The sequence below is a fragment of the Enterococcus sp. AZ048 genome (assembly GCF_051715125.1).
Classification (GTDB): domain Bacteria; phylum Bacillota; class Bacilli; order Lactobacillales; family Enterococcaceae; genus Enterococcus_A; species Enterococcus_A gilvus.
In genome coordinates, this window is sequence record NZ_JBIOTD010000002.1 from 245,226 (window position 1) to 267,308 (window position 22,083).

Here is a 22,083-nt window from a genome sequence, read left to right on the forward strand (position 1 = left end):
ATGTTTGGCTTTTTTAAGAAAAAAGAAAAACCAGCAAAAATAGAAGAAAAGAAGGAACTTTCCTTAGAAGAAAGAGCGCGACTAGAAACAGAAGCGCAGCAATTCATCGGAAAAATCGCCGTATTGGAGCAAGATGCGGCTGTAGAAAAAACGGAAATAGCTGGAGCCTATGAGAAACTCGGCTTGACTTATGCCGCGTTGGACCAAATCGATGCAGCGATCGAAACGTTAGAAAAAAGTTTGGATCATAAGCTGTCGATCGGCGATGGGTACAAGAAATTAATGAGTCTTTACAACGGAAAACGGGCGGAAGCTGCACGTAACGGAGACGATGCAGGCATTGATAAATACATGGGGAAAATGGATGAGATGCGACAAATCGCCAAAAAAGTAACGATCAGTGGCTGATCGATCAAATGAAAAGAAGGTATCGGATAAATGTACAAAACACTAAAAGAAGTAACGCAAACAGCAGAAGAATTAAACATGACGATTGGGGCGTTCAACACGCATAATTTGGAGATGCTGCCGGAAATGATCCGCGCATCAAAAGAGATGGGTTCGCCGATCATTATCCAAACCAGTATCGATACGGCAAAATATATTGGCTATGATGTGATGGTGGCCGTGGTGAAAGAGATCGCCAACACTGAATTGGTGGACGTTGCCTTGCACTTGGACCATGCAAGAGACTTCAATGAGATCAAAGCGGCGATCGATGCCGGCTATTCTAGCGTGATGTATGACGGGTCTCATTTGCCCTTTAAAGAAAATATCGCTAAAACGAAAGCAGTCGTTGAGTATGCGCATGCAAAAGGGGTCTCGGTGGAAGGCGAACTAGGTACGATCGGCGGAACAGAAGAAGGGATCTCTGTGGCTGAGAATGACAAGGTCTACACGAAGCCAGAAGATGCCGTTGCCTTCGTCGCGCAAACGAACATCGATGCGCTGGCAATCGCCATTGGGACGAACCATGGGCAATTTAAATCAAAAACAGAGGTCAATATTCCATTGTTGAAGGAAATTCATCAAGTCGTTGACGTGCCTTTAGTGATTCACGGAGGAACAGGTGTGAAGGAAGAGGATTATCCAGAACTGATCAATAACGGGATTCGCAAATTCAATGTTGGGACAGAGCTGTTAGTCAACTGGACGAAGGTGGCGAAGGAATCCTTTGGGGAAACGGAAGTGAACAAATCTCTTCGTCATAACGTGATCCCAGCGAACTTAGCGGTGAAAGAAATCGTCAAACATAAGATCGGTTTGTTCATGAATGTGAATAGTCCATTGGCGATGCAAAAATAAATGGAAAAGTATCTGATCTTGATCGCCGGCAGTCCAGCAACTGGGAAATCCTATTTGATCAACGAAATGCGCCGGGTACTAGGAGATTTTTTCCTAGTCACACCGGATGAAGGCAAGGAAATCTTCGCTGATACTATCGGTTTTGAAAATTTGGTTGAGAAAAAAGCACTGGAAAAAAAGGTGTGGGCATTCTATTACAGTGCTTTGGATCTGTATATGAAGGCAGGAAAACGCCTCGTAGTCTCTGAATACCCCTTCAGTGATAAGCAAAAAGGGAATTTAGAGGATTTAGCGCAGCGTTACGGCTATGAGGTGGTGACGATTCGCTTAGTCGCCGACTTTGATGAACTTTGGTCCCGAAGAAAAATTCGGGATATTGAGCCAAGTCGTCACTTGAGCCACATCATGACACACTATCATTTTGGCGATGTGTTAGCAGATCGGACACAAGCGGATGACTTGATTACGCGAGAAGCCTTTCAAGAAATCATTGAAGCACGAGGATACAACCATTTCCAATTGGGTACGCTGGTTGAATTTGATGTGACTGATTTTTCAACGGTTGATTATGAGCCGTTTTTACAACAATTCGCGGAGAAACTTGCCAAAAATCGTGAGCAGGAAAATTAAAAACAACAAAAAAGAGTGCACTCTGAAAGCAGCGATTTTCAGAGTGCACTTCTTTTTATAGCGCTTATTTTTTTCTTTTCTTCGAGACAAAGACCCCCGATGCGCCAAAAGCAACACCTAGTCCTAGTCCCAAAGCTAAATTATCGAATAAAAGTCCATACAGCAACCCCAAAGATAAACCGATCGCCAACGAACTACCTTCTTCCTTTTTCAAAGTTACAACCCACTTTCTGCAGCTTTTTTTGGAACGCTATTTCAGTTGCTTCTATTATAAAGGAAAGTAAACGGTTTAGATACATTTTAGGAGTGAAGGAAAAAAGGAAGGATAGGGTGAATTTTTTTCGAGTTTCTAGTTGACAAACGGTTTCAAACATCGTATGATAATTGTGAAATCGATACCACAAGGCGGTGAGACATTGGCAACCATCAAAGATGTAGCGAAGAAAGCAGGCTTATCTGTTTCAACTGTTTCAAGATATTTAAACAATCATCCGTATATTTCTGAAGACAAACGGAAACGGATTCAATCCGCGATGGCGGAGCTGGATTATACACCGAGTTCTGTAGCGACGCAATTGCGCTCAAAGAAGGGGACGATGATCGGGATTTTAGTTTCTCGTATCGTTAATCCATTTTTTTCCCACTTGGTCGATTCGATTGAAAAGAGCGCACGTTCCCATGGCTACAATGTGCTGGTGATGCAGACGTATGACGATAAAAAAGCGGAGACGAACATGCTTGAGATGCTGAAGCAGCAGGTGATCGCTGGTCTGATCATGTGTTCCATCGAAGGCGATCCCAAAATCATTGAAGCGTATCGCGAGTATGGCCCTATCGTTCTCTGCAATGAACAAATCCCGGGATCGGATCTTCCGCAGGTTTACACCGATCAGGAGGCTGCGAGCTTTGAAGCAACGGATTATTTAATAAAAAAAGGGTATCAAAAAATCGCCTACTGTACAGGCGGGACATTGACGCGAGGCGGACACGGAAATTCGCGGACCGAAGGATTTGAACGCGCGTTAAGTACCCATCAGCTTTCAATGAAAATCGACTGGATCTTTAAGCAAGTCCATACGATCGAGGACGGAAAGCAAGTGGCGGACAAGCTATTGTCCTTACCAGAAGATCACCGCCCCGACGCCGTATTTACCAGTAGTGATGAGGTGGCGAGCGGTATTTTGGAACGTTATCTCGAAAAGGGCAAACGAGTGCCGGAAGATTTAGCAATCATGGGCTTTGATAATCAACCCTTCACAGGAATGCTGGCTGTACCGTTGACAACGATCGCGCAGCCTGTAGAAGCATTAGGGAAAGAATCCACGAATTGGCTGATCGCCAAAATGGAAGAAAAAGACTATCAGCTTGATGAAACAGAATTGGCATTAAAATTGATTATACGAAAATCTGCCTAAGCAGATTTTTTTGAAAGAATTGTGGTATCGATACCACAAAAAAGGAGAGAAATTCATGGAAATGATAGTGAAGGATACACCGTTGAAGAAGGAAGCTCAGAATTTCTGGAAGGAAGAAGTCGTTTACCAAATTTATCCGAAAAGCTTTTATGACAGTGATGGAGATGGGATCGGTGACATCAAAGGGATCACACAAAAATTGGACTATTTAGACGCGCTTGGCGTGACCATGTTGTGGATTTGTCCGATTTTTACTTCGCCAATGGTTGATAATGGCTACGATATAGCTGATTATAAAGGTATCCAAAAAGAATTTGGCACGATGGCGGACTTAACGGAACTGATCGAAGCAGCAAAAGCGAGAGGGATCAAGTTGATTCTGGATCTTGTTGTGAACCATTCCTCAGATGAGCACGAATGGTTCCAGCAGGCGTTGGCAGATGCGGAGAGTCCATACCGTGACTACTATATTTTTAAAAAGGGTAAAGACGGCAATCCGCCGAATAATTGGCGGTCGATTTTCGGCGGCAGTGTTTGGGAGCCTGTTCCAAATGAAGAAAATACCTATTACTTCCATACCTTTGATAAAAGACAGCCGGATTTAAATTGGGAAAATCCTGTGTTGAGGCAGGAAATTTATGACATGATCAATTGGTGGCTGTCTAAAGGGATCGCAGGTTTTCGGATTGATTCCATCACCTTTGTAAAAAAAGATCAAGATTACGGCGATGTCCCGGTTGATGGCAGCGATGGGTTAGGCAGCGTGAAGAATAAAACGAGAAATCGTCTGGGAATCGAGAAATTTTTAGCGGAGCTCAATCGTGAAACCTTTCAAAATTATGAATGCGTGAGTGTCGGTGAGGCACCAGGTGTTCCCTATGAGCAGTACGATCAGTACATTGGCAAAGACGGCTATTTCAATATGATTTTTGACTTTCATTATGCCGATATCGATGTAGAAAATGGCAGTGAATGGTTCCGCCGAACGAATTGGCAGCCGCAAGATCTAAAAGAGCTGCTATTCAAAAGTCAGTCGGCGATCCAATCAAGCGGTTGGGGCGCAAACTTTTTAGAAAATCATGATCAGCCGCGTTCCTTATCGAAATACATTACGGATGAAACGTATCAAAACGAGATTGGCGCTAAAGCTTTAGGGACACTGTTCTTCTTTTTACGAGGCACGCCCTTTATCTATCAAGGACAGGAAATCGGTATGAAAAACTTTCAGCGAACAACGATCGATGATTTCAATGATGTCTCAAGCATCGATAATTACTATCGCTCATTATTAGAAGGGTTCTCTGAAAAAGAGGCCTTGACCTTTGTCAATCAGCGTTCAAGAGACAACAACCGGACGCCGTTCCAATGGGATGCTTCGACAAATGCCGGCTTCAATAAATCAGGCAATGCTTGGTTGAAATTGACGGGGGATCAGACGACGGTCAATGCGGCGGATCAAATGAATCATTCAGACTCGATTTTTTCCTATTATCAACAGATGATTCAGTTGAGAAATCACTCAGCTTATCGTAAAACACTGATCTATGGCGCGTTCTCGCCAGTGGAAACGGCGGATGCGGTCATAGGCTATGAACGCATGGGCGAAGAAACGATTCAAGTGTTTGTCAATCTCAGCAATCAGGAGCAGACAATCGTCGCTTCAGGTGATGTGTTGTTGAACAATTACCCCGAGCTACGGAAGTCGGAGGGCGCATATATGCTGCAACCGTATCAGGCGGTTGTCATCAGAAAGGGTGGAAACCATGACTAATACAAACTATCAAGAGATCGCTAAAAAACTTGTCGCAGTCGTAGGAGAAGACAACATTGTCTCTGCTACGCACTGTGCGACCCGTCTGCGTTTGCAGGTGAAGGACCGCAAAGCTATTGATGACAGCCAAGTTGAGCAAGTCGAAGAAGTCAAAGGGGTCTTTTATAATGCTGGGCAATACCAGATCATTTTAGGAACAGGGATCGTCAATAAAGTGTATGATGCGTTGCAATCGATCTACGCATTTGATGAAGTATCCAAAGATCAAATGGCAAAAGACGATTCGTCTCCGTTGCAACGGGCCGTACGAAATATTGCGGATATCTTTGTTCCAATCATCCCGATTCTTGGCGCGACGGGCCTTTTTCTTGGATTAAAGGGTGTTCTATTTAATGAAACCGTTCTTCATGCGATGGGGCTGGCGCCAAACAGTATCCCAGAGTGGTTGAGTGCGTCAGTGACTGTTTTGACAGATACGGCTTTTGGTTTCTTGACGGCGTTTATTTGTTGGTCGGCATTTAAGAAGTTTGGCGGGTTGCCGATCATTGGTTTCTTGATTGGATTGATGCTGGTGTCCCCAGCCTTGCCGAATGCCTATGCGGTCGCAGGTGGAACAGCAGAACCGATCATGGCTTTCGGGGTGATCCCATTAGTCGGGTATCAAGGGTCGATCTTGACCGCCTTGATCACCGGGATGATCGGTGCAACGCTTGAGAAAAAACTCCGGAAGGTCATGCCGAATGCGATGGATCTGATCTTTACGCCGTTTGTCGTGATTTTGGTTTCTGTATTTGTTGCGTTATTCGTCTTAGGTCCGATCGTTCACGCCTTTGAAGGGCAGGCGGTCAAGGTCATTGAACTCTTCTTGCATTTGCCATTTGGCATCGGCGGTTTGATCATCGGTTTCTTGTACCCGATCGCTGTAATGACAGGGATGCATCATATGTTCATCATGATCGAAACGTCTCTGATCGCGACGACAGGCTTCAATCCATTGATCACAGTTTGCGCGATGTATGGTTTTGCGAATGCGGCAGTGTGTTTGGCGATCGCTTTACGAACGAAAAATGCTTCTGTTAAAACAGCAGGGGTCTCAGCGACGATCACGCAAATGCTTGGGGTCAGTGAACCGGCCTTATTCGGTGTCGTGATGCGTACAGGAATGAAAGCGATCTTAGTGATGTTGGGAAGTTCAGCGATCGGCGGAATGGTTCTTTCCTTATTAGGGATTCAAGCCAATAGTTATGGCTTAGCCGTATTACTGTCACCCTTGATGTATATCTACGATCCGTATCAGGTGATCACGTATGTCGTCGTCGGGATCGCGACCTTTGTATTAGCGTTTATCTTGACGAATGTGATTGTGATCAAAAAGAGTGAACCGACTGAAAAAGTCGCAAAAACACAAGGAAACGTGAAAAATGTCAAAGTCTATTCTCCCATTGAAGGAGAAATCATCCCTATTACAGAGGTGAACGATCAAGTATTCGCCAGCAAAATGATGGGGGAAGGCTTCGCGGTTTTACCAAGCAAAGAAACAATCAAGGCGCCTATTTCTGGAACCGTAAAAATGATTGCGCCTACGAAGCACGCCATCGGCTTCGTAACAGAAGACGGCATGGAATTACTGCTTCATTTAGGAATCGATACCGTTGAATTGAAGGGAGCTCCCTTTACACTTACGATCAAAGAAGGCGAACGGGTGGAACAAGGACAAGCGATCGGGTCTATTAATTTGAAGATGATCGCTGAACATGGCAAAGATGCAACTGTCATGGTGATCATCACCGATTCAAAAGAAAAAATCTCCGGATTGGAATACAACCAAGATTATGTATTGCCAATTTTAGGATCGTAGGAGCAGCCAGATGGAATGGACACAAGAAATGCGTTACCGCCCGTACCGAGAGTGGGACGACGATTATATAAAAAAAGTAGAAACCTGCGTCAAGCAATCCACATGGCGCCTGAATTACCATGTTCAACCGGAAACAGGTCTTTTAAATGATCCAAACGGGTTCAGCTTTTTCAATGGGAAATGGCACTTGTTTTATCAGTCCTTTCCCTTTGGCCCTGTGCATGGCTTGAAGTCTTGGCATCATGTCGCTTCGAAGGATCTGATCCATTGGGAATCGGAAGAAGGCACCATTGAGCCATCGAGCTCGTATGATTCTCATGGGGCCTATTCTGGCAGCGGGATACCCGTGGGGGAAGAACTATTTTTGGCCTATACAGGAAATGTACGTGATGAGGCATGGGAGCGCCAGAGCTACCAATTAGGTGCCTGGATGGCTGCGGATGGGAATATCGAGAAAGAATCGAACCCCTTGATCGATCAGTCGCCTGCAGGAATCACCGCTCATTTTCGAGATCCCCAGATCATCCGTTACAAAGAAGGCTATCTCATGATTATCGGTGGTCAGACGACCGCTGAAAAAGGGGAAGTGCTGGTATTCAGCAGTAAGGCGTTGACGGAGTGGGAGTATCAAGGACCAATGAAAATTGACGAAGATCTAGGTTTTATGGTGGAATGTCCTAATCTGCTGTTCCTAGAGGGGAAAACGCTCTTACTGCTGTGTCCGCAGGGACTGGACAAAAAGAGCTTGAATTATCAAAATATTTATCCAAACACGTATATTTTGGCGGAAGACTACTTAGAATCCACCAATGAACTGAAAAATCCGCAAAAGCAGCGGGTGTTAGATGAGGGATTTGACCTCTACGCGACACAAGCGTTTACTGCTCCAGACGGCCGTTGTTTGAGTGTCGGTTGGATCGGTTTGCCGGAAATGCACTACCCGACCTTTGAAGAAGGCTGGGCACATAGCTTGAGTCTGATACAAGAGCTGACGATCCGAGAAGGAAAACTCTATCAATATCCGGTGATCGAAACCACCTATTTGCGGCAATCAGAAGAGGTACTTGATTTGGCGGCAATGGTAAAAAATGTCACAGAAACCACCAATAGCTATGAGCTGCAAGTAGCTATTCCGGCAGACTGTCAAGGAATCATTCGCATCTTTTCGGATTCGATTGGTGAGCAGGCGCTCGTTTTGAGCTACGATACGGCAAAAGGAACACTCCAACTCGATCGCAGCAAAATACAATATCCCCTCAATCCAGAATTTGGAGAGACACGAGAAAGCAGAATCCCTGTGAATGAATCGCTGAAATTGGCTCTTTTCGTTGACCGCTCCACCTGCGAAATCTTTGTGAATGACGGAAAAACGGTGCTCACCGCCAATTATTACCCAACAGAAACACAAACAAATCTTGTTTTACAGAGTACAAAACAAAACAACGCAACGTATTATGTATTAGAAAAATAAACGAAACGAGGGCTGAGATCACTTTAAGTGACGATTCAACCCTCGCTTTTTTATTGGTTCAAATAGTTTTTTAAATGTTTGGCAGTGTAGGAACGATCGCAATTCAACAGGTCAGAAGGGTATCCTTGAAAAAGAACCTGCCCGCCATTCGTCCCGCCCCGTGGACCGAGATCAATGATCCAATCGGCCTGACTGATGATGGAGAGCGTATGTTCTAAAACGATCACAGTATTTCCATTGTGTTTTAGTTTGTTTAAAAGCGTCAGTAAATGAGTGATGTCCTCTTCATGAAGCCCTGTGCTGGGCTCATCAAAAATAAAAATCGAGGAATCCGCTGCCTTCTGCTTCAACAACATCGCAGCGATCTTCAAACGTTGGCGTTCCCCGCCTGACAACGTATCCAAGCTTTGACCTAAAGTCATATACCCCAAATTTGCTTCACTCAGAACCCTCAAGCAAGAGGAAAGCTCGGGGATCGAGAGACGTTGTTCTGCTTCTGAAACAGTCAATTGAAATAGCTCATCGATCGTGTACCCTTGCCAACGGTAGGACAGCGCTTCTTGATTGTATCTTTTTCCATGGCATTTCTCACATTCCTGTCGAACATCTCCCATGTATGCCAGATCGTAAGTGATATAGCCTTTTCCTTTACATTCAGGGCACGCACCAGCGCCGTTAAAGGTAAAAAGGGAAGCAGACCGTCCAGAGATTTTTGCATAAGACTGTCGGATCGTGTCGAATACACCAAGATAGGTCAATACATTCGACCGATTGCTTCCTCTAATAGGCGTTTGATCGAAACTGACAGCTTCAGGATACCTCCTTTTGAAAAGGGTTCGGATTAATGTACTTTTCCCAGACCCTGCCAATCCCGTAACAGCGGTCAACGCTCCTTTCGGAAGTTTAGCCGATTGGTGGTTGATATTGTGGGCACTCACATTCTCTAAAGTAAAAAAGTCAGAATACGTTTGTTTTTTTGTATTCAAGGTATGAGTCTTTTTAAAAACTTTTGCTGTGACCGTGTCGGAATGTAAAAACGTTAAAAAGTCTCCTTGAAACGTGATATTTCCGCCATTTTTTCCGGCTCCAGGACCGAGCTCAACGATAAAATCCGCCAGTTTGATCGTGTCGGGATCGTGGTCTACTATAACGACCGTATTGCCTTTTTTCTTCAAGGATAAAAAGATGTTGTTGATACCGAGAATATCTTCAGGGTGAAGACCGACACTGGGCTCGTCAAAAATATAAAGAACATCAGAAAGAGAACTATTCAAATGCTTCGTCATTTTCAAACGCTGCGATTCACCGCCAGATAACGTTCCAGTCGTTCTCCCTAACGTTAAATAATCCAATCCCACCGAAAGCATAGTCCCCAAACGATTTTTTAAATCCTTCAAAATCGACGCCACTTGATCATTTTCAATCGTATTCAAAAAATTCAATAAATCCTGAATAGGCATCTTCACGCAATCCGCAATCGAAACCCCATTTATCTTGGCTGAGCGCACGCGTTCATTGACGCGAGAGCCCTGACATTCTGGACACTCGGTGGTTGTGGTTACCCGATCAATGTCTTTCTGGTATTGTTTGGCCCCTTTTTCAATAATAGTCTTTTGAATGCGGTCGATCACGCCAGTATAGAGCCCCGTCTTAGGAAATTTTTCTGACGCATGCTCAGGCTTACTGCCTGGATCGTAAAGTAATTTTTCCATCTCAGCAGGGGAAAATTCACTTAATTTTTTCTGATTATCAAAATAGCCTGACTCTGTATAGCGCGTCAACCGCCAGCCACCCGGTTGAAATGTCGGAAATTGAATCGCGCCTTCATTTAACGAGCGATCCAGATCAAGAAGCTGCGTGTGATCAAAGACAAGCTGCTCGCCGGTTCCCTGACAGACAGGGCACATCCCTGATGGATTGTTAAAAGAGTAGATCATGGAGTAGCCAACAAACGGGCGGGCGATTCGAGAATATAGCAGTCGCAGCGACGTGTAGATGTCCGTAGCCGTCCCCACCGTTGAACGAATAGTTCCGCCGATTTTCTTTTGATCAATCACGATGGACACGGGCAAATTCTCTAAGCGATCGACGATGGGCCGTTCATAGTGGGGGAGGAGCTGCTGGATGTAACTAGAGTAAGTTTCATTCAATAAGCGCTGCGACTCCGCAGCCAAAGTATCAAAGACAAGAGAAGATTTCCCTGAGCCGGAAAGTCCTGTAACGACGGTGATTTTTCCTTTTGGAATGGAGACAGAGACATTCTTTAAATTGTTGCTTCTGGCACCATGAATCGTGATGGCTTTTGTCATTCCTTTCGCGTCCTTTCCTGTTCGAGAGCAAAGCTTAGTTTATTCGCTAACTCAGTGAAACACCGCTGTTCTTCGGGAGAAAAATGTTCGACCGCTGTTTCATAGAGGGCGGAATGTCCTGCATCGACCGAGTTAAGAAAAGCCAAGCCAGTGTTGGAAATTTGTGTCCGTAATCCACGGCCATCCTCTTCGCTGATGGTTTGCGTGACATAGTGTTTTTCCTTTAACTCTTTGACCGCTTTGGAAAATTTGGAGGGACGTATCTGCAATTTTTCAGATAATTGGGAAGGAGAGGCCGGTCCTTTTTGCTGCAATAAATGCAAGATATCGTATTGCAGCCAAGAAAGGCCGTTAGGATTGACACGATTCCGCTCCGCGACAAATTCACATTGCAGTTGAATCAATGCTGTTTTTAGATTCGACATGTAAAACACTCCTTAAATAGTTTCTATATGGAAATTATATCCTTTTGATAATTATCTATCAAGTGAAGATAAAGGGAAAAATTTCAGTCATCGTTGAAAATATCTTAAGATATTAGAATTATATCTGAAAGTGCTAATAGTCAAAGGCTGCTTATAAGAATGAAAAATGGACAGTTAAATCTATTAATGATTTGAGTTATGTCGAAAAATAAGTAAACTATTCCCTAAAAATTTTTCTAAAGGAAAACGTGTGACATTTTTTGTCACACGTTCTTTCGTTTGGGTATTAATGTACACGACAATTAATACGATTTTCCTCCAAAATCTCTTTAAAATAGGCCAAGTCTTCGGTATGAAGTTGAGGGATGTCTTGCATTTCATATTCACGATCCAGCGATGCGTATTTTTTCTCACCGAATTGATGGAAAGGTAGGAGTTCAACTTTAGTGATGCTCATTTGATTGAATAGCTTGGCAAATGCTTTCGCGTTGGCTGGTCCATCGTTATAATGAGGAATTACCGGAATCCGCACGACGAGCTTTTGCTTTTGCTCGATCGCGATTGCTAGATTTTTCAAGATAGTATTCAGTGAGACACCGGTACCCGCTTTATGCTGCGCCTCGTCGTGATGTTTTACATCAAAATACAACAGATCGACTTGTTCGATAAACTTATTGAAGGTTTCAGCCTTTGAAAAACCGGTCGTTTCGCTGGCCGTATGAATGCCTTTTGCTTTCAGCTGACGCAAAAGTTCGGTCGCAAATTCTGCTTGATAGAGAACTTCGCCGCCGGACAAGGTGACGCCGCCATCGGATTCTTCATAGAAGGCTTCATCCTTCATCACTTCATGGATGATCTCATCCATTGATTTGTATTCGCCTACCATCGTGTGTTGATTTTTTTGAGTATCCCACATTTGTTCGGGGTTTCCATTTTGCGACTCAGGATTTGAGCACCAGTAGCAACGTAATGGGCATCCTTTGAAAAAAACCACCGTACGAATGCCGGGTCCATCATGGATACTAAATTTTTGAATATTGAAAATGCACGCTTGATCTTTCATCAGAAAGCCTCCTTTGTTCAGATTGAGTGTAGCACATCTTATTATCAACGTAAATAATAATTGTTACGTTCGTAACTTAAAAGTCATGAAAAGTTGTTCCTATCTGGAAAATATGATAGTCTGAAACAAACGACTGAACAGAGATGGAGAACGTGTATGTCAAGAGAAGAAGAGATTCTTGCGATCGTCAGCAAGAAAAAGAAAATTGAAGTCAACGAGCTTTCCGAACGATTGAATGTTTCGAAAGTAACGATAAGGAAAGATTTAGATAAGCTGGAGAGCCGAGGATTGCTGCATCGCCAACATGGCTACGCCTTGCTGAATAACATGGACGATATCAATTACCGATTGGCACAAAATTACGATCTAAAACGTAAGATCGCGTTGGAAGCCAGTAAAATCGTAGCCGATGGGGAAGTGATCATGATCGAATCCGGTTCGACCTGCGCGTTGTTAGCGGAGGAATTGGCATTCAACCGCAATGACATCACGATCATAACGAATTCCTGTTTTATTGCCTCTTATGTTCGTAAGGCCGAAACAGTCAAGGTTATTTTGATCGGCGGCGAATATCAAAAAGATTCCCAAGTCAATGTTGGCCCCTTAGTTAAACAGGTCATCAATGAATTTTATGTTGACAAGCTCTTCGTAGGGATCGATGGCTTCGACAAACGTCGAGGATTCACCGGCAGTGATATCACCCGCTGTGACACCACACGAATGCTGGCGACGGCGGCGGAACAGACGATCGTTCTGACGGACTCCAGCAAGTTTTCACAAAATGGTGTGGTCTCAGAATTTGCCTTTAGCGAGATCAGTCAAGTGTTTACGGATGGAAAGATAGAAAAAGAAGCATTGAATTTTCTCCAAAAAGAGAACATTGACGTTTTTACGGTATAACGAATCAGTTGGGATAATCTGGCTGATTTTTTTGTGCGATCAAATGCTATAGTAGAGGAAACGGAGAGGAGCGGATATGGATGGAAATTCGCCGTGTTCAAGAAAGTGATCACGCATTTTGGGTCTCACTGGATCAGTATTTATCAAAAGACCAATTCATGCAAAAGGTTCGAGATCAAATGGGCTATATTTTGTTGGTAAATGACGAGCCAGTCGGATTGCTGAGGTACAATCTTTTTTGGGACGAGCATCCTTTTTGTACGATGCTCTATGTAAGGGAAGGGAAGCAACGAGCAGGCTATGGCAAGGCAATGATGGGATTCTGGGAAAAGGAGATGCAGCAGCGTGGACACAAAATGCTGCTGACATCGACTCAAGTGGACGAAGAGGCACAGCATTTTTATCGTAAGTTAGGGTATCAGGATGCGGGCAGCTTACTAATCACTATTCCAGAGTATCAGCAGCCAATGGAGTTGTTTCTGCTTAAAAGGATTGCAGTCAAGTAGTGATTTTTCTGAACAAGGGAGCTTCTCTCTTCTTCAACACTATATAGTAGACGATGATCATCTGCTGTAATCTGTTTCACACAATGTAAAGCAGTTGGAATTATAAGTATCCGAATTTATTTGAAACCGCTATAATGGATGAAAAGTGTATACGGAGGGAAGAATGAATGACTTATAAGGGGAGCTTAGTTGCAGTCCAGGATATTGAAAAAGCGAAGGATTTTTATCAGACTGTTTTAGGTTTAGAAGTGATGGTGGATGCGGGTGTTCATGTTCAATTGACTGGCGGGCTATTTCTGCAGACAGTCGATACATGGGCTGAATTTATTCATAAGAAGGAAGACGAGGTCATTCTTGAGAATAATGCCAGCGAGCTGTATTTTGAAGTTGATGACATAGATGACTTCATTAAATTGTTAGAGAATCGGTCCGATATTGAATACCTCCATCCCGTCGTGGAGCATAGCTGGGGGCAACGGGCAGTGCGCTTCTATGATTTGGACAGACATATTATCGAGGTGGCGTAAGCTATTGCGATGGTGGTCAAACGCTTCATTGATTCTGGGCTGACAATTGACGAAACGGCGGACTGAACAGGAGTGGAGCCGCGATACATCAAAAGCACACTGGATCAGCTGTAAAAACTTGAGATATTGCACATCCGTGCAGTATCTTTTTTTACTTTGAAATCGTTTGAATTTCTATTGACTGTATTTCTCTTCACATGCTATGATGGTTGCGAAAGAAGATAAATGTAGTTACGTATGAAAACGGAGGGTGTAATTATGAGTATCCAGACAAAAGAAGCAAATGCACCGTATTTTGGCAAATTAACCAATCGGATGAATCATTTCCGCGAATCTGTTTTGACGAAAAAGCCTTATATTGATGCGGAACGTGCATTATTGGTAACAGAAGCCTATAAGGCGCATTTGAATCAGCCAAGTACTGTGAAGCGGGCATTGATGCTGCAAAATATTTTGGAAAAGATGTCGATTTATATTGAAGAGGATACGTTGATCGTCGGAAATCAGGCGTCTTCAAATCGGGATGCACCGATCTTCCCGGAATATACGATGGAATTTGTGCTAAACGAACTGGATCTTTTTGAGAAACGAGATGGCGATGTTTTCTACATTACGGAAAAAACCAAAGAGGATCTGCGTTCAATTGCGCCATTCTGGGAAAACAACAATTTACGTGCGAAGGGCTGGGCGTTACTGCCAGATGAAGTGAGTGTCTTTATGGAGACTGGCTTTTTCGGGATGGAAGGCAAGCTGAATTCGGGTGATGCCCATTTAGCGGTGGATTATGGTCAGATGCTGCGGGTGGGGCTGAAGGGCTATAAAGAACGGACGCTGAAGGAGAAAGCGGCACTTGATTTGACGATTCCAGAAAGCTTGGATAAGTATCAGTTTTACAAAGCCGTTTTGATCATGATCGATGCGGTGAAAACTTTTGCGGAACGTTTCTCGGCTCTCGCGAAGGAAAAAGCGGAAACCGCAACTCCGCAGCGACGTGCTGAATTGTTGGAAATCAGTCGAATCTGCAGCAAAGTTCCGTATGAGCCGGCGGAGACTTTCCAAGAAGCGATCCAAGCAACATGGTTTATCCAATTATTGTTACAAATCGAATCTAACGGGCATTCATTGTCGTATGGCCGCTTCGATCAATACATGTATCCTTATTTAAAGGCGGATTTAGAAAAGGGTGCCATCACAAAGGACAAAGCGGTGGAGCTTTTGACCAATCTTTGGATCAAGACGTTGACGGTCAATAAGGTTCGCAGTCAGGCGCATACCTTCAGCAGTGCCGGGAGTCCGTTGTATCAAAACGTGACGATCGGCGGTCAAACCCGCGATAAGAAGGATGCAGTGAATGAGTTGTCCTATTTAGTGCTACGGAGTGTCGCGCAGACGAAATTGCCGCAGCCGAATTTGACGGTGCGTTACCATGCTGGGTTGGACAATCGTTTCATGAATGAATGCATCGAAGTGATGAAGCTTGGTTTCGGGATGCCGGCCTTCAATAATGATGAGATCATTATTCCATCCTTCATGAAAGTGGGCGTGACGGAAGAGGATGCCTATGATTACAGCGCGATCGGCTGTGTGGAGACCGCGGTACCTGGAAAATGGGGCTATCGTTGTACGGGGATGAGCTACATGAACTTCCCTAAAATTCTGATGATCGCTATGAATGACGGCATCGATCCAGTATCTGGCAAGCGTTTCGTCAAAGGGTATGGGCATTTCAAAGACATGAAGTCCTATGGCGAGTTACAGGAAGCATGGGATAAAACCGTGCGGGAATTGACTCGCATGAGCGTAATCGTGGAAAATGCCATCGACCTTGGTTTGGAGCGCGATGTTCCCGATATTTTATGTTCGGCACTGACCGAAGATTGCATCGGTCGCGGGAAAACCTTGAAAGAGGGCGGCGCGGTCTATGATTTTATTTCTGGGTTGCAGGTAGGCATCGCCAACACCGCAGACTCCTTAGCAGCGATCAAACAATTGGTTTTTGAACAGGAAAAGGTTTCCACAGACGAATTGTGGGAAGCGTTGATGACGGATTATGCCAGCGAGCGCAGCCAAGAGATCCAGCAAATGATTTTAAATGATGTGCCGAAATACGGGAATGACGATGATTCTGTTGACCAGCTCATCACAGAAGCTTATGACAGTTACATCGACGAGATCGCCAAATATCCGAATACCCGATATGGTCGCGGACCGATCGGCGGGATTCGTTATTCAGGGACGTCTTCGATCTCGGCAAATGTGGGTCAAGGCCGGGCAACGATGGCGACACCAGATGGACGAAATGCGTGGGTACCACTGGCGGAAGGCTGCTCACCGTCGCATAATATGGATAAAAATGGGCCGACAGCAGTATTGAAATCCGTATCAAAATTAAGCACCGAAGATATTTTGGGCGGCGTGTTATTGAATCAAAAGGTCAATCCGCAAACATTAGCCAAAGAAGAGGACAAGCAGAAGCTGATCATGCTGCTGCGGGCATTCTTCAATAAACTGCACGGCTATCATATTCAATACAATGTCGTTTCAAGAGAAACCTTGATCGATGCACAGAAACATCCAGAGAAGCATCGCGATTTGATCGTTCGAGTCGCCGGCTATTCTGCCTTCTTCAATGTGTTATCCAAAGCGACACAAGATGACATTATTGAACGAACCGAACATGTACTATAAGCCAACAAAAAGGGAGAATCTTCGCGATTCTCCCTTTTTTTAATGGTTTATTTAATTGATGCTGCGGGCAAGTCCGAGCCATTCTTCTTCTGATTTTTCCTCCTCCGAGTATAGGAAGTAGTAGATTTCCTTTTCTCGGAAAAGAATGCCTTTGTAGTGTTCTTTTTGTTTGAACAGGGTGAAGCGGCCATTTTTTTCTGTGGTAAGGCCTTGCTCTACACCGCCTAGGACATCGTCTTTTGTTTTTCCGGCACGGTAAGTCAATTGATCCGAATAATGAATTTCCGCGATTTCTCCGCTGATCAGCATGTATTCCTCCGCTTCGCCTGCGTTTGTTGGTGCATTTAGAGGAAAGGGCGTCTCTTTTTTCAGCTCGGCGAAGCTTTGATAATCTTGGACCGGATTCGGCAACGTGACAGGGGGCTGCGGCGTATGAAGCTGAGAGGCACCAAAAACAATCAAAATCAGGGCTGCGAAGCAAAGAGCCAGGACTTTTGGCCGTTGGAAAAAGGCGCGCCACGTAGGCTGTGGTTGTTCCTGCTTCCGCCGTTCTTTTTCCATCGCACGTGCAATTTCCTGTCGCTTCTCTGTTGAAAGAGAGAAATGATCCATTAATTCATGATAGGTTTGTTTCATCAGGTGCCTCTCCTTTCAAGAGTTGTTCCAGTTGGTTTCTTCCGCGATGAAGATGAGAACGAAGGGTGCTTTCCTTCATCTCCAGCAGCTGTGCGATCTCTTTGGTGGAAAAGCCTTCGTAATAAAAGAAGTGCAAAGCTGAGCGTTGGATTTCCGGTAGTTGTGCAACGGCTTCCCATAAGTACCCAAAATCTTCGGGTGTCTCTTGCGTAAGGGTTTCTGGCAACGGTTCGAAGCGTCGTCGCCCATTGGCTTTTAACCGATTCTTCGAAAGATTGATCGTCACACGATATAGCCAAGCTTTCTCGTGTTCCTCGTTCTCGAATTCGGGTGCTTTTCGAATCAGTTGGATCATTGTTTCTTGAACGATGTCCTCTGCATCACTTTGATTATGGACATAAGACATTGCCAAACGAAGCAGGTGATCTCCGTAGCGATCCAAATAATAAAAATCAGTTTCCTTTTCACTTTCTTGTTTTTCTTTCGCTGGATTCAAAAAAGCGAAGAGTTCTTTAAAAAATCCAATAATCGGATGTTCTCTTGATAAAACCTCAGATGCCATCATTGAGCCTCCTTTAGATCCCCGAATTAAATAAGCTGAGTATTTCCTTTGCTGCAGGCGCAGTTATTTTTGACTCAAAATTCAAACAATAATTCACATTCTTCTCACTCCAGCAGAGCAGGCTGCCTGTATCTAACTGGATGAGGGAAGCGGTCAAACGATCAACATGAAGGCTTTTTCTACTTTCCGTCGCTTCGTAATTGCCGCTAAGTGCTTTTCCCTTCAGCGATTTTGAATAACGAAGGACTATCTTTTCGCCATTCTCATTCTCGTAGGTGCGCTCTGCTAAAAGGGGCTTCTTGTCATTATAATAATAATACATTTTTTTTGGCAAGAAGTGTGGCGGGAGTTGATCAGACATTTTTCCTGAGTACCCCATGCGTGCGTCCAATTCTTTTTTTGTTTTCATTTCGATCAGCGGCGCGGGCAGCCCGACTGATTTTTTCTTCGGAATGTCCGAGCGGGGTATTTTTCCTGTTTTTGCAAATTCTTTGAAATAGCGCATGTCATAGTCAAAATAACGAGTGAAGCGGCCTGTAGCGCTCTCTTGTACTTGCGGGGAAGCGAAGATTTCCTTTCCGCTGGAAATGCTTAGTCCTGTTAGACAGATAAATAGAACCATCCATGATTTCATTGTTGTTTTCCTCCTCCATTTACGGGTTCACTCTATATACAATCGAAAGGGGAGAGATGTTGCAGCGAGAAGAAAATTTTTCGTCTAGGTGTTACAAAAACGTTTCATTTTACGAAACACGCTCCAATAAACGTTCCATTGATACATTCACGCGTGAGTGTATAGACGAGGGAAAGGAGGGAATGCTAAGGTAAAACCACAAAATAGAAGCGCTTACATAAATATTGACCCAAAGATTGAGTGCTCGCCTGACGATGAAACAGCAAAAAAGCATCCATTCGTGATGCTAAAAATAAAAGGAGTGTGTTAAAAATGACAAAAAGACTTGCATCGACCCCAAAGAAAGACGGCTTCCGAATGCCGGGGGAATTTGAGCCGCACAAACAAATATGGATGATTTGGCCGGAGCGGCCGGATAATTGGCAGCATGGGGGCACCGATGCGCAAAAAGCCTTTACGGATGTGGCAAAAGCCGTCAGTACGTTTACCCCGGTGACGATGTGTGTATCAGCGAGACAATACGAAAACTGCCGCAATACCTTACCAGAGAATATTCGGGTGGTAGAGGTCGCAAATGACGATGCTTGGATGCGGGATTGCGGACCGACATTTGTGGTCAATGATAAGGGCGATGTTCGCGCAGTGGATTGGGATTTCAATGCGTGGGGCGGCTTGGTGGACGGGCTGTATTTCCCTTGGGCGGAGGATCAGAAACTAGCGCAAAAAGTCTGCGAGATCGAAGGCATCGATACGTATCATACACCTGATTTTGTTTTGGAAGGCGGCTCGATCCATGTGGATGGTGAGGGGACGGTGATGGTCACGGAAATGTGCCTGTTATCGGAGGGGCGAAATCCTCATATGAGTAAAGAGGAAATTGAAGAGATGCTGAAGGATTACTTGAATGTTGAAAAAGTGCTTTGGGTCAAAGACGGTATCGATCCCGAAGAAACCAACGGACACATCGATGACGTGGCCTGTTTTGTACGACCCGGTGAAGCAGCGTGCATTTATACAGAGGATGAAACCCATCCATTTTACACTGTCGCGAAGGAAACTTATAACTATTTAAGCAGTCAAACGGACGCGAAGGGACGTAAGTTAAAGGTCCACAAGCTTTGTACCACGATCGATCCTGTAACGTATGGGGCAGAATACGAAGTCGACACGGTGGCAGGCAGTATTCCGAGACACGCCGATGACATTTGCATTACTTCGTACATGAATTTTTTGATCACGAATGGGGCAATCATCGCACCGCAATACGGAGACAAAAATGATGCGTTGGCACTCGAACAGCTGCAAGAAATGTTCCCAGATCATGAAATCGTCGGCGTGCAGACAAGACAGGTCGTTTATGGCGGCGGCAATATTCACTGTATCACTCAGCAACAGCCGAAGGGATAAAAAAACTGCTGCCAATGCCTTATAACTTGGCACTAACAACAGTGAGCAGACGGGTCATTCAGTTGTAAGAGATTTTTTCAATCTTTTATAGAGGATCAGTTCGACGATCGCGATCATAGAGATGCGTGAGGTCATATCAAGGCTGTCATAAATGATCTCATCTGTAAAAATGTAAAAATCGAGATCACATAGATTCTGCACGACATTGGTGACTGCACGGGTAAAAGAAACCACCGTGGCTTGTGACGCCTGTTTGACTAATTCGATCGTCTCGATGACTGCCGGACTGTCGCCATTGTAGGCAAAAACAAACAGGATATCTTGATCCCGGATGTGATGAAGGGCATGTCGGATCGAGGCCTGATCTGTTAAAAGGACGGAGTTAAAGCCTTGAGCGGTAAAAAGCCAATCGATATAGCGCAAGGCTTGCAAGTCTAATTCTTCTCCCATCAGATAAATGACCGGATCGTTATCGAGTAATTGATTGAAGGTCTCCATTCGTTCCTGGTCTACGACGCGGATGGATTCCATGATATTTTTTAAATATTCTTCTTTGTAATCCTTTTGTTTTACAGAATGGGGGATCGTCTGCGGTGCTTGAGGCGCATGCAGCAAGCTGTCGATGAAATCACTGTACCCCTCAAAACCCAGCTTTTTAGTAAAGCGGAAGATGGTTGCTGAAGAGACGTAACATTTTTTTGCCAACTGACGGATGCTGTAGTGCTTGGCTTCGTCAAAATTTTTCAACACGTAGTTAAAAATCCGCTTCTCTGATTCATTCAACTGTGTGAGGTGCTGATTGGCTGCACTATAAAAGTTTTTCGTTTCTGTCACTAAAACCACCTGCTTTCCTATTTCTTTATTATAACCTAATTTCCGATGAGACATCGATGGAATTTGACGAACTGGAGGTCTAGAAAAAATGAAAGTATCACATGTAAAAAATTATCCGACGAAGCATTTTATTGACAATTATGAGTTATCAAAAGAGGAGATCCAAGACATATTAAGTACGATCGTTCAATTAAAGGAAGCGGCCCATCAAAATGCCATTCCACAATTGTTGAAGGGGGCGACGCTGGCAATGATTTTTGAAGAGCCCTCGACACGGACGCGGGTATCCTTTGAAACGGCCATGGCAGAATTAGGGGGACACGGCCTGTATTTGAAACCCGGAGAGATCCATTTTGGCTCTCATGAAGCCATCAAGGACACAGCAAAAGTTTTGTCCAGTATGTGTGATGGGATCATGCTGCGGACGGAAGAACACGAGCTTGTACTGAATTTAGCAGAACACGCAACGGTGCCCGTCTTCAATGCCATGACCTATTACATTCATCCTACGCAGGGATTGGCGGATGTGTTGACGATGATGGAGCACCTTCCAGAAGGAAAGACTTTAGAGGACAGCCAGATCGTCTTTGTCGGAGATTCTGGGGAAAACGGGATCATGGCAATGGAGCACGCCCATTTGGCTGCATCATTAGGTCTTAAGTATACGATCGCTTCGCCGAAGAAATACACCATCAGTCAAGCAGAGATCGACAAGGTCAATAAGAAAATGGCGCTGACTGGCGGGACGCTAACGGTGACTGAAGAGGTTGAAGAAGCCGTAAAACAGGCGGACTTCATTATCCCTGATGTTTGGTATTATTATGGGTATGAGGACGAAAAAGAAGAACGCACAGCAGCTTTTTATCCGCGTTATCAATTGAATATGGAGATGCTGAATATCGCTCCGGATCACTGCAAAGCGCTGCACTGCTTGCCGGCAAATCGCGAGGTGGAGATCACCAGCGAGGTCTTGGATCATCCCACTCGTTCACTGGTTTTCCAAGAAGCCGAAAATCGTCTCCACGTTCAAAGAGGCTTGCTGGCATGGTACTTGTATCCGCGGTTAAAGCGGGCAAATGATCAGACGAAAAGCTATTATGAAGGAAAGATGCGTGCATTTCTGGACCAAAGATTAAGCTAGA

The 22,083-nt window shown here is 44.5% G+C and carries 21 protein-coding genes; 13 read left to right on the forward strand and 8 right to left on the reverse strand.

The window, feature by feature from the left end; translation table 11 throughout:
* From IGI66_RS15075 to IGI66_RS15085, 3 genes are read left to right on the forward strand one after another with little or no spacing between them, the layout of a single operon-like run.
* A complete protein-coding gene (locus IGI66_RS15075) occupies window positions 1-408 on the forward strand; it encodes a tetratricopeptide repeat protein (protein WP_438849445.1) in 408 nt (135 codons plus the stop codon).
* A 30-nt stretch (window positions 409-438) separates the two neighbouring features.
* A complete protein-coding gene (locus IGI66_RS15080; RefSeq protein WP_438849446.1) occupies window positions 439-1,305 on the forward strand; it encodes a class II fructose-bisphosphate aldolase in 867 nt (288 codons plus the stop codon).
* Window positions 1,306-1,935, forward strand: coding sequence for an AAA family ATPase (locus IGI66_RS15085; protein ID WP_438849447.1), 630 nt, complete (start codon window positions 1,306-1,308; stop codon window positions 1,933-1,935).
* A gap of 64 nt (window positions 1,936-1,999) precedes the next feature.
* Here IGI66_RS15085 and IGI66_RS15090 read toward each other — a convergent pair whose 3' ends face one another.
* Entirely contained in the window at window positions 2,000-2,149 is a 150-nt protein-coding gene (locus IGI66_RS15090) for a hypothetical protein (protein ID WP_167540792.1), read from the reverse strand.
* Window positions 2,150-2,351: 202 nt separating this feature from the next.
* Here IGI66_RS15090 and IGI66_RS15095 point away from each other — a divergent pair, with 202 nt between their 5' ends.
* Genes IGI66_RS15095 through IGI66_RS15110 form a run of 4 tightly spaced genes read left to right on the forward strand, consistent with a single transcriptional unit; the run spans window position 2,352 to window position 8,450 of the window.
* The gene (locus tag IGI66_RS15095; protein WP_314575240.1) at window positions 2,352-3,350 is read left to right on the forward strand and encodes a LacI family DNA-binding transcriptional regulator; all 999 of its coding nucleotides are present in this window, start codon (window positions 2,352-2,354) and stop codon (window positions 3,348-3,350) included.
* A 55-nt stretch (window positions 3,351-3,405) separates the two neighbouring features.
* Window positions 3,406-5,121 carry an alpha-glucosidase gene (locus IGI66_RS15100; protein ID WP_438849448.1) on the forward strand — a complete coding sequence of 572 codons (1,716 nt, stop codon included), beginning with the start codon at window positions 3,406-3,408 and terminating at the stop codon, window positions 5,119-5,121.
* Complete coding sequence (locus IGI66_RS15105) at window positions 5,114-6,979, forward strand: glucose PTS transporter subunit IIA (protein WP_438849449.1); 1,866 nt, start codon at window positions 5,114-5,116, stop codon at window positions 6,977-6,979. The genes IGI66_RS15100 and IGI66_RS15105 overlap by 8 nt, the downstream gene beginning before the upstream one ends.
* Window positions 6,980-6,989: 10 nt before the next feature.
* A complete protein-coding gene (locus tag IGI66_RS15110; protein ID WP_438849450.1) occupies window positions 6,990-8,450 on the forward strand; it encodes a sucrose-6-phosphate hydrolase in 1,461 nt (486 codons plus the stop codon).
* Between the two features lie 50 nt (window positions 8,451-8,500).
* Here the strand turns inward: IGI66_RS15110 and IGI66_RS15115 are convergent, their stop codons facing one another.
* From IGI66_RS15115 to IGI66_RS15125, 3 genes are all read right to left on the reverse strand, one after another.
* Window positions 8,501-10,759: an ATP-binding cassette domain-containing protein gene (locus IGI66_RS15115; protein WP_438849451.1), complete on the reverse strand. Its 2,259-nt coding sequence runs from the start codon at window positions 10,757-10,759 to the stop codon at window positions 8,501-8,503.
* A complete protein-coding gene (locus IGI66_RS15120; protein ID WP_438849452.1) occupies window positions 10,756-11,184 on the reverse strand; it encodes a MarR family winged helix-turn-helix transcriptional regulator in 429 nt (142 codons plus the stop codon). The genes IGI66_RS15115 and IGI66_RS15120 overlap by 4 nt, the downstream gene beginning before the upstream one ends.
* Before the next feature lie 286 nt (window positions 11,185-11,470).
* Complete coding sequence (locus IGI66_RS15125; protein ID WP_438849453.1) at window positions 11,471-12,247, reverse strand: glycyl-radical enzyme activating protein; 777 nt, start codon at window positions 12,245-12,247, stop codon at window positions 11,471-11,473.
* Window positions 12,248-12,403: 156 nt separating this feature from the next.
* Here IGI66_RS15125 and IGI66_RS15130 point away from each other — a divergent pair, with 156 nt between their 5' ends.
* The 4 genes from IGI66_RS15130 to IGI66_RS15145 all read left to right on the forward strand — a co-directional run bounded on the left by IGI66_RS15130 (window position 12,404) and on the right by IGI66_RS15145 (window position 16,868).
* A complete protein-coding gene (locus IGI66_RS15130; protein ID WP_438849454.1) occupies window positions 12,404-13,147 on the forward strand; it encodes a DeoR/GlpR family DNA-binding transcription regulator in 744 nt (247 codons plus the stop codon).
* A gap of 80 nt (window positions 13,148-13,227) precedes the next feature.
* Window positions 13,228-13,653, forward strand: coding sequence for a GNAT family N-acetyltransferase (locus tag IGI66_RS15135; protein ID WP_438849455.1), 426 nt, complete (start codon window positions 13,228-13,230; stop codon window positions 13,651-13,653).
* Between the two features lie 167 nt (window positions 13,654-13,820).
* The gene (locus tag IGI66_RS15140; RefSeq protein ID WP_438849456.1) at window positions 13,821-14,180 is read left to right on the forward strand and encodes a VOC family protein; all 360 of its coding nucleotides are present in this window, start codon (window positions 13,821-13,823) and stop codon (window positions 14,178-14,180) included.
* A gap of 258 nt (window positions 14,181-14,438) precedes the next feature.
* Entirely contained in the window at window positions 14,439-16,868 is a 2,430-nt protein-coding gene (locus tag IGI66_RS15145) for a glycyl radical protein (protein ID WP_438849457.1), read from the forward strand.
* A 51-nt stretch (window positions 16,869-16,919) separates the two neighbouring features.
* Here IGI66_RS15145 and IGI66_RS15150 read toward each other — a convergent pair whose 3' ends face one another.
* The 3 genes from IGI66_RS15150 to IGI66_RS15160 are packed head-to-tail and all read right to left on the reverse strand — an operon-like array spanning window position 16,920 to window position 18,700.
* Window positions 16,920-17,504 carry a hypothetical protein gene (locus IGI66_RS15150; RefSeq protein WP_438849458.1) on the reverse strand — a complete coding sequence of 195 codons (585 nt, stop codon included), beginning with the start codon at window positions 17,502-17,504 and terminating at the stop codon, window positions 16,920-16,922.
* Entirely contained in the window at window positions 17,485-18,069 is a 585-nt protein-coding gene (locus tag IGI66_RS15155) for an RNA polymerase sigma factor (RefSeq protein WP_431388998.1), read from the reverse strand. Before IGI66_RS15155 ends, IGI66_RS15150 begins: the two co-directional genes overlap by 20 nt.
* A gap of 10 nt (window positions 18,070-18,079) precedes the next feature.
* On the reverse strand, window positions 18,080-18,700 hold the full coding sequence (locus IGI66_RS15160; protein WP_438849459.1) for a hypothetical protein: 621 nt from the start codon (window positions 18,698-18,700) through the stop codon (window positions 18,080-18,082).
* Between the two features lie 312 nt (window positions 18,701-19,012).
* On the opposite strand from IGI66_RS15160, the gene aguA reads away from it, so the two are divergent.
* A complete protein-coding gene (gene aguA, locus IGI66_RS15165; RefSeq protein WP_438849460.1) occupies window positions 19,013-20,107 on the forward strand; it encodes an agmatine deiminase in 1,095 nt (364 codons plus the stop codon).
* Window positions 20,108-20,161: 54 nt separating this feature from the next.
* Here the strand turns inward: aguA and IGI66_RS15170 are convergent, their stop codons facing one another.
* Window positions 20,162-20,941 carry a MurR/RpiR family transcriptional regulator gene (locus IGI66_RS15170; protein ID WP_314575185.1) on the reverse strand — a complete coding sequence of 260 codons (780 nt, stop codon included), beginning with the start codon at window positions 20,939-20,941 and terminating at the stop codon, window positions 20,162-20,164.
* A gap of 88 nt (window positions 20,942-21,029) precedes the next feature.
* On the opposite strand from IGI66_RS15170, the gene argF reads away from it, so the two are divergent.
* Window positions 21,030-22,082 carry an ornithine carbamoyltransferase gene (gene argF / locus IGI66_RS15175; RefSeq protein WP_314575183.1) on the forward strand — a complete coding sequence of 351 codons (1,053 nt, stop codon included), beginning with the start codon at window positions 21,030-21,032 and terminating at the stop codon, window positions 22,080-22,082.
* Window position 22,083: the final 1 nt, after the last annotated feature.

Excerpts from the sequence above, each read along its gene's own strand:
- IGI66_RS15075 (WP_438849445.1), top strand. The coding sequence starts at position 1 with ATGTTTGGCTTTTTTAAGAAAAAAGAAAAACCAGCAAAAATAGAAGAA.
- IGI66_RS15080 (WP_438849446.1), top strand. The coding sequence starts at position 439 with ATGTACAAAACACTAAAAGAAGTAACGCAAACAGCAGAAGAATTAAAC.
- IGI66_RS15085 (WP_438849447.1), top strand. The coding sequence starts at position 1,306 with ATGGAAAAGTATCTGATCTTGATCGCCGGCAGTCCAGCAACTGGGAAA.
- IGI66_RS15100 (WP_438849448.1), top strand. The coding sequence starts at position 3,406 with ATGGAAATGATAGTGAAGGATACACCGTTGAAGAAGGAAGCTCAGAAT.
- IGI66_RS15105 (WP_438849449.1), top strand. The coding sequence starts at position 5,114 with ATGACTAATACAAACTATCAAGAGATCGCTAAAAAACTTGTCGCAGTC.
- IGI66_RS15110 (WP_438849450.1), top strand. The coding sequence starts at position 6,990 with ATGGAATGGACACAAGAAATGCGTTACCGCCCGTACCGAGAGTGGGAC.
- IGI66_RS15115 (WP_438849451.1), bottom strand. The coding sequence starts at position 10,759 with ATGACAAAAGCCATCACGATTCATGGTGCCAGAAGCAACAATTTAAAG.
- IGI66_RS15120 (WP_438849452.1), bottom strand. The coding sequence starts at position 11,184 with ATGTCGAATCTAAAAACAGCATTGATTCAACTGCAATGTGAATTTGTC.
- IGI66_RS15125 (WP_438849453.1), bottom strand. The coding sequence starts at position 12,247 with ATGAAAGATCAAGCGTGCATTTTCAATATTCAAAAATTTAGTATCCAT.
- IGI66_RS15130 (WP_438849454.1), top strand. The coding sequence starts at position 12,404 with ATGTCAAGAGAAGAAGAGATTCTTGCGATCGTCAGCAAGAAAAAGAAA.
- IGI66_RS15135 (WP_438849455.1), top strand. The coding sequence starts at position 13,228 with ATGGAAATTCGCCGTGTTCAAGAAAGTGATCACGCATTTTGGGTCTCA.
- IGI66_RS15140 (WP_438849456.1), top strand. The coding sequence starts at position 13,821 with ATGACTTATAAGGGGAGCTTAGTTGCAGTCCAGGATATTGAAAAAGCG.
- IGI66_RS15145 (WP_438849457.1), top strand. The coding sequence starts at position 14,439 with ATGAGTATCCAGACAAAAGAAGCAAATGCACCGTATTTTGGCAAATTA.
- IGI66_RS15150 (WP_438849458.1), bottom strand. The coding sequence starts at position 17,504 with ATGAAACAAACCTATCATGAATTAATGGATCATTTCTCTCTTTCAACA.
- IGI66_RS15155 (WP_431388998.1), bottom strand. The coding sequence starts at position 18,069 with ATGATGGCATCTGAGGTTTTATCAAGAGAACATCCGATTATTGGATTT.
- IGI66_RS15160 (WP_438849459.1), bottom strand. The coding sequence starts at position 18,700 with ATGAAATCATGGATGGTTCTATTTATCTGTCTAACAGGACTAAGCATT.
- aguA (WP_438849460.1), top strand. The coding sequence starts at position 19,013 with ATGACAAAAAGACTTGCATCGACCCCAAAGAAAGACGGCTTCCGAATG.
- argF (WP_314575183.1), top strand. The coding sequence starts at position 21,030 with ATGAAAGTATCACATGTAAAAAATTATCCGACGAAGCATTTTATTGAC.